Origin of the sequence: Paenibacillus sp. M2 (assembly GCF_046713495.1) — a bacterium.
Classification (GTDB): Bacteria; Bacillota; Bacilli; order Paenibacillales; family Paenibacillaceae; genus Paenibacillus; species Paenibacillus amylolyticus_B.
In genome coordinates, this window is record NZ_CP169648.1 from 5,487,696 (window position 1) to 5,501,781 (window position 14,086).

Annotated in this window: 12 protein-coding genes; 2 read left to right on the forward strand and 10 right to left on the reverse strand. The window is 47.9% G+C overall.

All coding sequences use genetic code 11. The features are described from left to right. Positions 1–123, reverse strand: a complete 123-nt coding sequence (locus ACETMN_RS25270) for a hypothetical protein (RefSeq protein WP_258170186.1) — start codon at positions 121–123, stop codon at positions 1–3. Positions 124–154: 31 nt separating this feature from the next. Here ACETMN_RS25270 and ACETMN_RS25275 point away from each other — a divergent pair, with 31 nt between their 5' ends. Beyond that, positions 155–1,009 carry a pentapeptide repeat-containing protein gene (locus tag ACETMN_RS25275; RefSeq protein ID WP_091013512.1) on the forward strand — a complete coding sequence of 285 codons (855 nt, stop codon included), beginning with the start codon at positions 155–157 and terminating at the stop codon, positions 1,007–1,009. A gap of 76 nt (positions 1,010–1,085) precedes the next feature. Here ACETMN_RS25275 and ACETMN_RS25280 read toward each other — a convergent pair whose 3' ends face one another. The 6 genes from ACETMN_RS25280 to ACETMN_RS25305 all read right to left on the reverse strand — a co-directional run bounded on the left by ACETMN_RS25280 (position 1,086) and on the right by ACETMN_RS25305 (position 5,674). Next, the gene (locus ACETMN_RS25280) at positions 1,086–2,063 is read right to left on the reverse strand and encodes a diaminopimelate dehydrogenase (RefSeq protein WP_372238418.1); all 978 of its coding nucleotides are present in this window, start codon (positions 2,061–2,063) and stop codon (positions 1,086–1,088) included. Between the two features lie 171 nt (positions 2,064–2,234). Next, complete coding sequence (locus tag ACETMN_RS25285; protein WP_091013509.1) at positions 2,235–2,813, reverse strand: hypothetical protein; 579 nt, start codon at positions 2,811–2,813, stop codon at positions 2,235–2,237. A 32-nt stretch (positions 2,814–2,845) separates the two neighbouring features. Next, the gene (locus tag ACETMN_RS25290) at positions 2,846–2,992 is read right to left on the reverse strand and encodes a hypothetical protein (RefSeq protein ID WP_165980244.1); all 147 of its coding nucleotides are present in this window, start codon (positions 2,990–2,992) and stop codon (positions 2,846–2,848) included. 50 nt (positions 2,993–3,042) lie between these two features. Further along, positions 3,043–4,026, reverse strand: a complete 984-nt coding sequence (locus tag ACETMN_RS25295; protein ID WP_091013506.1) for an alpha/beta hydrolase — start codon at positions 4,024–4,026, stop codon at positions 3,043–3,045. 235 nt (positions 4,027–4,261) lie between these two features. Next, entirely contained in the window at positions 4,262–5,017 is a 756-nt protein-coding gene (locus ACETMN_RS25300) for an exodeoxyribonuclease III (RefSeq protein ID WP_036617303.1), read from the reverse strand. An 81-nt stretch (positions 5,018–5,098) separates the two neighbouring features. After that, on the reverse strand, positions 5,099–5,674 hold the full coding sequence (locus ACETMN_RS25305; RefSeq protein WP_411735270.1) for a GNAT family N-acetyltransferase: 576 nt from the start codon (positions 5,672–5,674) through the stop codon (positions 5,099–5,101). A gap of 131 nt (positions 5,675–5,805) precedes the next feature. On the opposite strand from ACETMN_RS25305, the gene solA reads away from it, so the two are divergent. After that, positions 5,806–6,939, forward strand: coding sequence for an N-methyl-L-tryptophan oxidase (solA, locus tag ACETMN_RS25310; RefSeq protein WP_091013501.1), 1,134 nt, complete (start codon positions 5,806–5,808; stop codon positions 6,937–6,939). A 131-nt stretch (positions 6,940–7,070) separates the two neighbouring features. Here the strand turns inward: solA and ACETMN_RS25315 are convergent, their stop codons facing one another. The 3 genes from ACETMN_RS25315 to ACETMN_RS25325 form a co-directional block, all read right to left on the reverse strand. Continuing rightward, positions 7,071–8,915: an RICIN domain-containing protein gene (locus ACETMN_RS25315; protein WP_341073793.1), complete on the reverse strand. Its 1,845-nt coding sequence runs from the start codon at positions 8,913–8,915 to the stop codon at positions 7,071–7,073. 40 nt (positions 8,916–8,955) lie between these two features. Continuing rightward, positions 8,956–10,290 (reverse strand): AbfB domain-containing protein, encoded by a 1,335-nt coding sequence (locus tag ACETMN_RS25320; RefSeq protein WP_411735271.1) that lies wholly within the window; start codon positions 10,288–10,290, stop codon positions 8,956–8,958. A gap of 447 nt (positions 10,291–10,737) precedes the next feature. Then, complete coding sequence (locus ACETMN_RS25325) at positions 10,738–13,776, reverse strand: beta-galactosidase (protein WP_411735272.1); 3,039 nt, start codon at positions 13,774–13,776, stop codon at positions 10,738–10,740. Positions 13,777–14,086: the final 310 nt, after the last annotated feature.

A 14,086-nucleotide genomic window follows, 5' to 3' on the forward strand; every position in this document is an offset into this window, starting at 1 on the left:
TTAAATACGTGATTCTCCACGATCAAAGGGCGTTCCCATCAATTTGGGTAACTGCCCTTTTTTCCTTGTCTTCAATTGCTCTAATCGCAAGGCAATGGTAAAGTGGTACTGACGTAATTCCATCTATTTGTACTTTTATAAGGAAGTGTTCACATTGTCTAACCAACCATTTTCCAGCACTGCGAATCCTCATCTTAGCGCAGACTGTGAGCAATGTTTTGGCCTGTGCTGTGTTGCCTTGCCCTATGGCAAGTCATCTGACTTTGCTTTTGATAAAGCCAGCGGCACACCCTGTTCCAATCTGCGCACGGACAATCGCTGCGGTATCCATACCCAGCTTCGGCAGAAAGGGTTCAAAGGTTGCACGGTATACGACTGTTTCGGAGCTGGACAGAAGCTGTCCCAAGTGACCTACGCGGGCAAAGATTGGCGTGATCATCCAGAGTCTGCAAAGGAGATGTTTGATTGTCTGCCTGCCTTGCGACAACTTCACGAGTTGCTCAGTTATATGAAGGAAATGATGATGAGACCGGAGACGTCATCCCTTCACTCGGCATTTGGTGAGTTATATGAGGAGGTTGAGCGCTTGAGCAATCTGGAGCCTGCGGCTCTTCTCCGTCTGGATATCGCCAATTATCGGTCCAGTGTGAATCAACTCTTGGTCCAGGCAAGTGAGATGGTACGCGCGAATTTGCCACCCACCGCTCATGGACAAGGGAAGTCGAAGAAGAGTAAAAAACGTACCGGAAGTGACTTTTTTGGTGCCAATTTAAAAGGGGCTGACCTGCGGGGCGCAAGCTTCCGTGGGGCTTTAATGATCGCAGCCGATCTCCGAAATGCAGATACACGAAATGCGGATTGGATTGGCGCGGACTTGCGGGATACGGATCTGGGCGATGCAGACCTGAGAGGTGGCATCTTCCTGACGCAATCCCAGATTAATGCAGCCAAAGGTAATGTGAATACCAAGTTGCCGGATCATCTTAACATTCCCTCACACTGGGTGTAGCAACAGCAAAAAAAACAGCTCGTCCTATACATCCAAGGACGAGCTGTTTCTATAAAATCACTGGAACCAATCAGAATTATAACAAGTCACGGCGAAGATCTTCAGCCGATTTCGGAGACAAGTGACCGAGCGGAATATCAAATACCGTTTTCGCTCCCTTATGTCCTTCCACGCTCAAGCGTTGTGCGGCTCTTGCATACGCCACAAGTACGCTTGCTGTAAATTCAGGATTGCTGTCGAGTTTCAGACCAAATTCAATAATTTGCTTTTGACCAGCACCTGTAACCCCACTGCGAATAACAAATCCACCATGAGGCATACCTTCATGCTCGGATTTCAATTCTTCTTCGCTAATAAATGTTACAGTTGTATCGTAATCTGCAAAATAGTTAGGCATCGACACAATCGTCTCACGGATCTCATCCTGATTAGCACCATCTTCTGCTACCACATAACATTGACGCAGATGTTTCTCGCGTGTAGACAGCTCTGGTGTCTCCCCTGCACGAATGCGGTTGATCACCTCTTCAACAGGTACAGTATACTGTACACCCGCCTTAACGCCTGGAACACGACGAATAGCATCCGAGTGGCCTTGGCTCACACCTTTGCCCCAGAACGTGTACTCTTTTCCTTCTGGCAGGATGGACTGTGCAAGCAGACGGTTCATGGAGAACAAGCCTGGGTCCCAACCTGTGGAAATGACACTTACGTGACCGCCTTGCTCTGCCGCAGCATTAACTTCTTTGTAGAATTCAGGAATCTTCGCATGTGTATCGAAGCTATCTACCGTATTGAACAACTTGGCGATGGCTGGTGTCTGCTCTGGAAGATCGGTTGCAGAACCACCACAGAGGATCATAACATCAATCTTGCCTATGTATTGCTCCGCTGCAGAGATATGCTCAAAACGTACTTCTGTGCTTTCAGCGACCATCTGCTCCGGATTACGACGTGTAAACACAGCAATCAGTTCCAGATCCTCGTTCTGGGAAATGGCTTTCTCTACACCTTTACCCAAGTTACCGTAACCAACAATACCCACTCTAATCATGTTCAATCCTCTCCTGTCTTCTTCTATAGTTGTCTATTACTCTGTTTATAATGATATAACATACCATGTAACCTGTCAGGTTTCCAGTTCGAAATAAAAATACCTTGCAGCGGTGCAGCAATAATGCGGCTCCGTATGCAAGATATTTTGGCGTTCATTCGTTATATTTGCTTATGATTCTGTCCAGGTCAATGTCAGTTCAATAACGCCTTCCTGTGACGCCAATGCCCCTCCAATTAAAGACCAGACATCCTGCGTTTCCGGGTCAGTTCCCTGAATGATAATATTTTTGTCATCAATCGTCTGACCTGCATCCGTCAACTTTTTGGCATCGAAGTAATCTTTATACAGCTTGGATATGGTCTTCATATCTTGTTCCGTGGTGAAAATCACCATGGCCGATTGCTTGCCTTCATCCTCACCGGAATTGGCCAAACGAATGGTTGCATCTTCCGGCAGGGGGAAGTCACTTGGCAAATTCTCTGGCAACTCATTGGTTCCAGCAGCCGCTTCCTCACCACTTTCTGAATCCGAGTCGGTTGGCGCAGTCGTACCTTCCGTCTCGGTCACTGCACTAGTTGTTGCTTCGCTTGCACCTTCATTAGTCGCTTGTTCACCCGTTCCGGAGGAAACTTCAGTGTCCACCTTCTCCGTATCACTCGGTTCGTCTGCCGCGCTGCTGCAAGCACTCAAGGCCACCATCATCGCCAGTGCCGCACAGGCCATTACATATTTCCTTCTCTTCACCATCTGTTACCACTCCTTCCACTTCATTTAATGTGCTAATCGCGTTCAAACGACTGGATCACAGGCACCGCATGAACGTTATTCTTAACCCATATCACAGATACAGATAATACACTTAAAGACAATAGACAACTGGCTACGAGAATGGACAGGAAGCGGGTGATCACTCTAAACTTTTTCATCCATCCCTCCTCCTCATCCTGTTCATCATGTGTTTGTGGAATCATGTTACTCATAGGTCACTGGACGGTGTCACTAATTTCATGATCTCGGCGGCGACAATATCCGGTTGACTGTTGTGAATGTAATGCTCGGCGTCAGGAACAAGCCGCTGGTTTCCTTGTTTGGACCATGAAGCAAATTTTGCTTGATCTGCCTGCCATGCCCAACTCCCCTCACTTGGTTGATCTGTTCCGGCTGTCAGGATCGTCAGAGGGAAAGGAAACTCCTTTTTGTTCTCCAGCACACGTAATGCGTTGATCTTGGAATGACGAATCTCATCCATCACGTTGTCATTGTATGCATGCTTCAGGGTAGAAATGGTGGCAGCCTTTTTCATCGGCGCAGAAACCAACTCCGGGTCAATGACCAGTGTTGCCATCATCTGATCCGAATGTAGCAATGTACGCGCAATGCCTGTTTTAACCAGGAATCGGACTGAAGTAAAATACCATTCGGGCGTATCCATTTCCACCGTACTGTAATATTCAGGACTGCCTCCATCGATCATAACCATGCCAGCCACCTCATCAGGATACCTTTGCGCAAACCGCAGTGTCTCCAGCGCACCCAGGGAGTGACCAACCATGATGTAAGGTGGACGTTGACCGGATGTTCGCAGCAATTGGTGGATCTCTTCCGAGATGGTGTCAACATCACGAGGGTCATCCGTATAGTCGCTGTATCCGTACCCGAACCGGTCATATACCGCAATTTTCACCTGTGATTTCAACTTGTCATATAGCGGACTGAAATCCACATACGGATTAGGTGTACCCCAGCCTGAGGCGAACACCACGGTTACCTCTCCTTTGCCAGCGGTGTATAGGTGCATGTTGCGACCACTCACTTCATAATACTTGCCTGGCGGGGGATAAGACTTCATATCCTGCGTGGATTGATACGCTTCATACGCTGTACCTGCCAGCAGCAAAAGTCCTGTGGCAAGCATGATGCCTCCCAGCACTTTTAAGCCTCTCCGTAACCCCTTCTTCATCTTCTCTACCCCTTATCCCAAAGGTTCATCTATATATATGTATGCTTCAATCGTACCCAAGAAATAGCGGGATTGAAACAATCCCGAGTCCAGTTCTTTCCCCAACCAAAGTCCAGTGTCCCTCCCCTACCTGTGACGCAAAAAAAACTGCAAATCTCCCATTCAGGAAACTTGCAGTTCATCTATACTTGTATTCTAAAACTCCTACCTCAATCTATCTCACGATGATCCTTACCTATAGTTGCAAAGTAAGACCCACCGGGCAATGATCACTGCCCATCACATGGCAGTCGATATGCGCATCTGCCACCTTGGGTGCCAATTGATTGGATACTAGAAAATAATCAATGCGCCAGCCGACGTTCCGTTCTCTAACCTTCGGCATATAAGACCACCAGCTGTATACATCCGTACGATCCGGGTACAGATGGCGGAAGCTGTCCACATAACCGGAAGCAAGCAGATCGGTCATCTTGCCACGCTCTTCAAGGGTAAATCCGGAATTGCCCAGATTGGGCTTCGGATTCTTCAGGTCAATCTCCTGATGAGCCACATTCAGGTCACCACAGACGATAACCGGCTTGGTCTGCTCCAATTGCAGAATGTACCCCCGGAATCGATCCTCCCATTCCAGACGGTAAGGCAGTCGGGTCAGATCCCGCTTCGCGTTAGGGGTATAGACGTTCACCAGATAAAACTCATCATACTCCAGTGTAATCATCCGGCCTTCCGGCTCGCTGTCCTCCTCCATCCCGTAACGAACGGATAAAGGTTTAATTCGGCTAAATACAGCCGTACCGGAATATCCTTTTTTAATCGCATAATTCCAATATTGATAAACATCTTCCCCCAGGTCCATCTCAATCTGTCCGGCTTGTAATTTGGTCTCCTGAAGGCAGAAGATATCTGCCTGACTCTCCTGATAATAATCCATGAATCCTTTGGTCACACATGCCCTTAAACCATTCACATTCCAGGACACCAGCTTCATATCCTCATCTCCTCACATCTCTCCAATATAGCATGGGCTCATTCAGAGGGACAAGCCTTACGGCTCTGGAATGAGATGGTGTCATTGGAATCCTTGTGGGCTAATTTCGATTCGTAACTTAGAGAACACCGCAAGGTCAATATATCTGCCTTTCTCAAACTCATGCTGCCGCAGTACACCTTCCTGTTGAAAACCAAGCTTGTGTAACAGGCGAATTGACGCCTCGTTCTCCGGTTCAACCTTTGCTTCGATCTTGTTAAGCTGCATGCTTGTGAATCCAAAATGTAACACAGCACAGGCCACTTCAGTCATAACACCGCGGCCCCAGAAAGAGGAACGCAAGTCGTATCCAATCTCTGCACGATGATGTACATCTTCATAGTTCAGGAACCCACAGGTTCCGATCACTTTACGAGTTTCACGGTCTTCAATCATCCAGCGTAAACCCGTATGTTCCTTGAAAATCTTCGTATACCAGTTCATCTCACCCTGTGCATCCTCCACGGATTCAAAGGGAGTGAATGGCATATATTGAACCACAGCTTCATCGGAATATAACGCGAGCAGATCATGGCTGTCTCCAGCCTCTGCTGACCGGAGGATGAATCGTTCTGTCTGAATTAACGGAAATAGATCAAACCTAAATTGTTCACTCATGCGAGGTCTCCTTTGCAACATTCATTGTAGAAGTCCATTTTACTACACTTGCCTTCATCAAGCTTTTACTATTAATATGTTCTATTAAGGCATTACTGTAGAAAAGGATACATAGGAGAGGACGTGCTATTATTACACAATCATATGACGTTATTATCGTAGGAGCCGGCTCCATGGGCATGAGTGCAGGTTATTATCTATCGCGCAGTGGATGCAAAGTTTTACTAATGGATGCCTTCGACCCTCCGCATACAGAAGGTAGCCATCATGGGGATACCAGACTGATGCGCCATGTGTACAGTGGTGGGCCTGACTATATGGCCATGGCACTGCTTGCGCAGAAGTTATGGCATGAACTGGAGGAAACGACCGGAGACCAACTGTTTGTTCCTTCCGGTGTAATAAATGTGGTTGATCCGGAGATTCATTCCTTCCACAACCGATTGAGCCATGCAGATGATGCAGGCATTCGTTATGAAACTTTGCACGCAGCCGAGGTGATGAAACGCTGGCCAGGGATTACAATACCTGAACATTACGAGGGCATGTATGAGCCTGATGCGGGTTATCTGTATAGTGAACCCTGTATTCGTGCCTTTCGCAGGGCAGCCGAAGCTCATGGTGCTACCTTGTTAACGCACACTCTTGTGGAGCATATCGAATACGGACCACATTCCGTGGCAGTTCAGACTTCAGGTGGCGAGACATACCACGCGAATCAAATCATCCTGAGCGCTGGCGCCTGGTTTCAGACATTGAAACCTTTCGTGGATCTCCCCATTCAGGCCGTACGTAAAACAGTTGGATGGTTTGATGTACCAGAGGCTTTGTATGGTGAGACACATTTCCCCGGATTCACATTGGCAGGAAAAGAAGGTACATATTATGGATTCCCGAGCATTGGCGGATCAGGACTGAAGATGGGGCGTCATGATACAGGTCAGGTGTGGACACCTGGAAGTACAATGGCTGCTTTTGGTACGGAAGAGTCCGATGAGGGTGATCTTCGAAGATTGCTAGAGCTTCATATGCCGCAAGCAGCTGGAGAGTTGAAGCGTGGCAGTGTGTGCAAGTATGAATTCACTTCGGATGAAGATTTTATTATCGACCGACACCCTGCCCATGAACGTGTGTGGCTCGCAGGCGGTTTCTCCGGTCATGGCTTCAAGTTCGCAAGTGCCATTGGACAGATTCTATCCGACCTGGTGCAAACGGGGCACACGGATCAAGATATTAGCAGGTTCGCCCTATCCCGTTTTCGTTAAGTACCTGCCGGGTGGATGAATATATGTATTGTCTAAAATAGCTACTTTCCTTGAGGGTGCAGTGTTGCTTAGAGCACTGCACCTCCAAGAAAGAAGGACACGTAATAACGGTTAATTCATGCGTACTCACACTAATTAACTTTGACTAGGCTCCATTGCTGATTGGCCCCGCCATTGTCGGCCCACTGAATCGTGGAGGCACCCGCGGTCAGAGAACCTTGATTGATGTCAATCGTCAGGCCACTGTTTCGATTCGCAAGTACCACATATCCTCCCACATCAATTGGCAGCCATTGCTGATTGTTGCCCCCGTTATCTTGCCACTGAATCAGAGCGGCTCCGCCTTGTGTAGAACCCGAATTCACATCCAGCAAAAGCCCACTGCCCACATTGCGGATGTTGTAATATCCGTTCCCTGCGGACTCCAGTTTCCACTGCTGGTTGGCTGCTCCATTATCATTCCACTGAATGATTGTTGCCCCACCCGTAGAAGAAGCACCGTTAACATCGAGTGCAAGTCCACTGTTGCGGTTGATTAATTTGTAGATGGCCCCGGATTCATATCCTGTACCGCCATTGTAAGTTGCACCGGAAATGACGTAGGTTGTGACCGAATTGGCCTTGGCCGTAGCGGTAAAGGTTTTGTTTTGCACCGAAATATTGGTCAGTTGCTGCAACTTCTCTGTTGAAGAGGTCCGATATACTTGAGCAGACGTGCCTGTGTTCGTAAAACGACTGAGATCATAGGTTACCGTTGTATCCGTCGAATCCGAATTGGTTGTTACCAGCACAACTTTGCCGGAAGCCGCATCATAGGCTGCAAGGGTATTGGCATCACTCATGCCGATAATCTTGTACCCAGGACGAATAAATTTGCTGTAATTACCCATGACATAGTATTTTTGGTTCACGGTGTAACTGGTCGTTTGGGTATTGTTCAACACGTTTTTGAAGAATCCCCATCCGTCGGCACTATCCACGGCTTGCCAATACACCCATCCACTTGCGCCCATATTGCGAATATCCTTGAGGATGGTCCGTGACATCGTAAGTCCGCTTGCATCCCCATCGCCATATTCCGAGGTCCACAGATGTTTGCCCGCAGACGTCGCTGTGTTGCGCAAAGCCGTACGATTGCTTCCACCATACGTATGGGTATTGATCTGAGTAATCGCTGATTTAACCGCATTGCTGTAGCTGTTGAACGACACATTGGTATCATCGATACTGTATTCTTCCGGTGCGCTCAGCTTCGTGGACAGACCCTTCGCATTCAACGAAGCTTGTAGCTGACTCAGAATTGTGTTCTGATCCGCCCGGTCAAAGTGCATGCCCTCCTGGTCATTGCTCTGCTTCCACCATGTCGAGATCGGTTCATTCAGCGGAGTTACACTATCAAATGTGATCCCCCAGTTATCCCGAAAATGCTTCACAACCTCGGTTAAGTAATCGGCAAAATCATCGTAGTAATCGGGCTTGAGGTTGTTACCTCCATTGGCCGAACCGGACACATTACCACTGATGGTCATCCAGTAAGGTGCGGAATTCGCAAAAGCTTCGATGACATTCACGCCTTGCGCTTTGGCAGCTTGCAGCATATATCGTTGGTTTGCATCTGCATTCCAGTCATACACGCCCGGAGAAGGCTGGTAACCAGGAACGGCTTTGCGATATTCAAGGATATTGGACGATGGATTATCCCCGCCTCCAATGTTGTACCGCAGGATGTTCAGCCCCAGTCCGGTATTCGCATTGAACATTTTCTCCACATACTCATCCCGATTGGAGTATTCTCCAACCACCTTGCCCCACCACGCGAGGGATGTTCCCCATCCTTCCATCGTCTGATATTGCTTCGATGGATCGGCAACAGCCGTGTAGGCTCCCGCAGCAGATACCTCTGTGCCCAGACCCAAACTACTTGTTAGCAGACTTCCTGCCAGCAGCAGCGAGCTCATTCGTTTTAACCACTTCATCCGCTTCACTCCTTGTGATTTTTTAGAAAACGAACACCCATTATTGTGCAACCTCTCGGAAGGTCGCGTCTGACTTATCAAGTGCGGTAACGACAGCTTCCAATTTCAGCACATTGTTGTAATGTCTAAGATACAGGTTCGGATTACTAAACGAGGTATACGATGTCCAACTGGCGTTAGCAAGTCCATTTACCCGTTTGAACGTGGCGTCATTTCGGAATGTAGTGCTGCCGTCATTTTTCACGAGTGTGATGCTGCCATTATTATTGCGCAGGAAATAACCCGGATAATTCATGGACTCAAACGAAATGCCTGTTGCATTCGACAGCCCGGGAACGATACGGAATTGTGCATCTTCCGCTGGACTGACATTGACATCAATCCGTGCCTGATAGTTGTAGTGACGAATGAAGCTGCCCGGCACATTGAATGACTCCAACTTGCGGATATCACCCGGTTGTCCGGATTCTTTCAATACGGTCATATGCCGGACGAGTCCGGTAAGACCTGCAATCTCTTGTTTGGCACCCCAGGTCTGGAAGTTATCAGCAGAGTCGCTGTAATAATATTTTTGTGTTGCATAGCCGTCAAAGTAGATTCGCCATGAACCATTATCCAGTTGAACAAGCGCCGGACCTTCCACCCAAGAGCCCCAACCTGCCCAATCTCCTGTACCTTTGAAGGTATAAGGACCCTTTAGCGAAGTGGATGTCGCATATTCAATGTATTTAGTGGTCTCATTCTTGGTAAACGCATGATAGGTTGAGCCTGTCTTCACAATAAAAGTGTCGATATAATTGGGAGCAATGCCTGCCAGTTCAGTAGGTGCAGACCATGAGGTAGACGCTAGATTGCTGCCTGAAGCTGTGAGGACATAAGGTTTGAAATTCTCATAGTTGCCTGGGGAGAGGGACACGATAATATTCAGACTGCCGTTGCTGTCTTTGAACCATTCCGGTGCCCAGGTGTGTGCGATTGTGGCAGGTGTGGATAATGTAATGTTACGAACAAATGTCCAGTTAACCTTATCCGGGCTGGAGGCGATGCCGATGGTATTCCCTGACCAGTTCGTGGTGTAGACGACGTAATATAGACCATCTGTGTGCTTCATGATGCTTGGATCGCGGATCAGATTGGCCGGAGGTGTATAGGCTGGCCCTTTTAGCAAACCATAGTGTGTCGCATTATAGGATTCATAGATATACATATTGGACTCACTTGTGTTCGTGAAGGCGGATATCGTATAGACACTTGTCGCTGCTCTGGCTGTATTGGGGAATACCATGGTTAATAGAAGCAATGTTCCAAGCAGCAGGATCATTCCGGCCTTGAAACCGCTGTGTCCTCTTGCTCTGTCTTTCCTCTTCGTTAACATCAGGTCATCTCCTTATCCAGGATTGAAAGGAATAATGAATTAGACTTAACATACCTTACAGCCGATTTAAACGTTATCTTGGAGTCATCCCTCTATAAGCACACCTTACGACTACCTGTTCAAATTCCAATTACATGAAGCATCACTCCCTTCACAGATCATGGATGAACACTCTTTATATATGTAAACGGTTACAATTCATTAATCTACAAGTGTTACCTTAGTTCGTTGTACCAACCTGATCACCACAGTTCCCCCATTCCCTTAGCTAATTCACTCACAAGACTGAATCCAAAGATTCACAAGCTCGGGTTATTTGACTAAGAAAATGAGGTAGTGTGACTGTGTTAAAAGGTGAAACGTAGCGTGCGACTCGAACTATCTCGATCCAGTTCTTGTTCTCAACCATAGTTGAATCGGTAAGACAGCTAACGATCCATACATGAACTATTCCACCGCAACCCACGGATAACGGGATAATGCGTCCAACAGGAATCGTACCCGTTCTGGCGTTTTTCCTTCTTCATCGAACAAAAGTAATTCATTCTCTTCCTGTAGCCATGCTACTGGAATTTTGTAATCCTCTTGCGGACCAATCTGCCAGTAACGGCCCAGATGATGTCCGTTCAGGTGAATCGTTCCTTTGCTCATCCCGGTCAGGCGAAGCATCAGATTCACTTTATGATGCTCCGAAACCGCAGGCTTCGCGAAACGCCAGCGGTACCAGACCGGCTGACCATACGATCCTCGGATTGGAGTATGATTGGATACAGGGTGAGACTTCTCACTCAATGTAGCACGATTAACCGATTCATTCGTGGTGTGGGGCACCAGATTGGCAGTACAATTGCCACCTGCGGCGATACCAGGCTGTCCTGCACGCTGGATTGACCCCTGTGCTCCAGGTTGGATCGATTCCTGTCCTACCTCGTAGCTCACCCATTGTTGCGGAAGCAATGCATCCGTCCCTGCCATACGCCAATCCTTCAGTTCTCCCTGACTCGGATATGTGATTAGTTCCAGTCGATCCAGCGAAGAGCGGCTATACGGCATTTCCAGTGTATTTGTCTCTCCGGGCTTGATATACAAGGATATGTCTAACGTCTGGAAGGCAAACCAATCCTGATATCCTTCCATCGGAACTTCGATGCCATTGATACGAAGGCCTTTGCTCAGTGCACCCACGAGAATCGCACGATCCATGCCATCCAGCGTAAAGCTTCTGCTCAGAAGTGGAGATTCTTGGAGAGAGTTCACCTCATCGAGATGCACAAGTCCACTCTCCATACGCCAATCCCGACGAATATCCTGAACCTTGCCACTCAGATACACAGCACCAGCCAGACCTTTGCTCTCACCTAAATACGGAGAGAAGTTCAATCTGCCCATATGCTGTACCAGAATCTGAAGTGTATTCTTCCCTTTGGCCACCTGCAACTGCACTCCAGCGGCACCTATCTGACGCACTAATGCCTGCTGAACACCATTAACGATGATTCTGGCAGTATCCTGGATATCCGGCAAAATGAGGTTAGTGACCCCTTCGGTTGGACTCTCGAAATCACATTCGTACAATAGATAACCAAAATCTTGTCCGTATCGGGAAAAGTCTTCGGGTTGTCCACTCGCCGAGCGTTGCTTCGCAGTTAACGTAATACGTGACATCTCAGGAGAATCAGACAACGTCGGCGCACTCGGTAATGTCCACGGAAGCTGCTGCTGTATACCTGTAATAGACTCCTCACCGTCAAAGAACTCGTGACCTGTTAACGTCCGTTCTCCATCTGTCCAGTCACCAAGCAGCATTATCATGCGATCCGGATCCGTGATCATGCCCTTGACCTGACCAGATGACAACACGTCCACGTCATCGAACCCGATCACATAACGTAGTCCCTTCTGATCTGTTGCTTCCAATCGCCATGTTCGATTCATCATCTCTTGATCCAGAATGACGAAACGGATCGGTGTGCCGTTTGCTTCCAGTTGGATCATTCCCGGCTCCTGGAAATGGAACAGGTCGAAGCGGTGTACATTCCTTGATGAATCATGCTCGACCAGCACTTGCAGCGAACTGTCCATGACGTTCAAGTCCACGGCTTCCAATTCAACTATGGAACGCTGCCCTGCTGGGGCCACGATGAACAGGGTCAATACTCCATTGATCATTTCATTGCCCGTAATCATCGTTCCTGCAGTCAGGTATACGTGTTCAGCAATCTGTACTCGATCCAGCAACGGAACAATCTGTCCTGGATTCAGCGATACGAGAAGAGTCCGGCCTTCCTCTAGCGTAATGTGCATGGTCTCCCGTTCATCCTTGTGACTCTCCAGGAACCAAATCTTCTGGTTGTTAGCCTGTCTGCCTCGTACAGATATGCCTTCAGGATGACGTACAACGATCTGTTCTTCTGGAATTTCCTCTGTTTCCATCAGAAGGGCCCCGAAAGCATGGACGAAATAGGACAAATTCTTGGTTACAGCATATTTCGGTGTCACCCGTCCATATTCGTTCAGCGGTGCATCATAGTCATAGGACGTAATCATGAAGATGTCACTGCTACCCATCGTTCTGCCGCCATATCCTCCGAAGTTCGTGCCACCATAGAACATGTAGTGACTGATTCCGGTATACCCGGCACGCAAAATCTCCATGATACGTCTCTCCAGCAAAGGCGCTGTCTTCTGAATGGCTGAAGGCCCTCCCCAATTCTCAAACCATCCGGTCCAGAATTCAGTGACCATCTTCGGGGTGTCCGGCTGTTTGACTCGAAGTTTCTCATAATGCCCGTCAGCACCTGACCAGAAATTAGCCCCTTCAATGGTGCCTTCCGCCCCGCCAACGCAAGTGATCAGCGTAGCGTCAATGCCACGTTGCAACAATCCATCTCTCAGCGTAATCATATGGTCACTTGCAGCAGCGTCATCCATCAGATACCCGTATTCATTCTCCACCTGCACAAGAATGACCGTACCCCCAGCTGATAACTGTCGCTCCCGAATAATTGGCACAAGCCGGTCAAAATACAAATTCACATAGTGCAGATACATCTCATTGTTTTCCCGGAATTTCACGCCGTCCTTCGTACCAAGCCAGTATGGGAAACCGCCAAAATCCCATTCTGCACAGATAAACGGACCCGGACGTGCGATGACCCACATGCCCAGTTCTGCGCACAAATCCAGAAATGCTCCGCAATCGTTGTCCCCTTCAAAGGACCACTGTCCTTCTTCCGGTTCATGCACGTTCCACGCAAAGTAGGTGTCGATGCAGTTCATACCTGCCAGCTTCGCCTTCAGCAGAACCTCACGCCATTCCTCCTTTGGCATACGGAAATAATGGATCGTTGCACTGTTCAGAAATACACGCTCTCCGTTCAGGAAAAAACTGCGTGCATCGTATGTTAATTCAGATTGAACACTGTTCTCAGCCCTGGCGGTGTTCTTCTCCTGTTCCTGCAGCAAAAGGGATGCTTTCTCTGTCAAAGATATCCCCTCCTTCTCTTTATTGATATAAATTGAACTAAAGCTTATTTACACTGCGCACTTCGATGACAGAATAACCTTCCGATCGCTGTTATCCCCAGATTTTTTGATTTTCTTTTCTCAAAGGGGAAAATCCGGGGATAAAGGCGAACGCTTCGCTTCTTCAGGTTTTTTCTGTCCTCTCCGTTTGGTGTAAATGTTTAATTCAATTTATATAGTTTCATATGTCCTATGACTTTTTTAAAAATATAAGGCAAAACAAATCCGTTGAACTAGATGACAATTTACACCGAGACTACAATGACAGAAC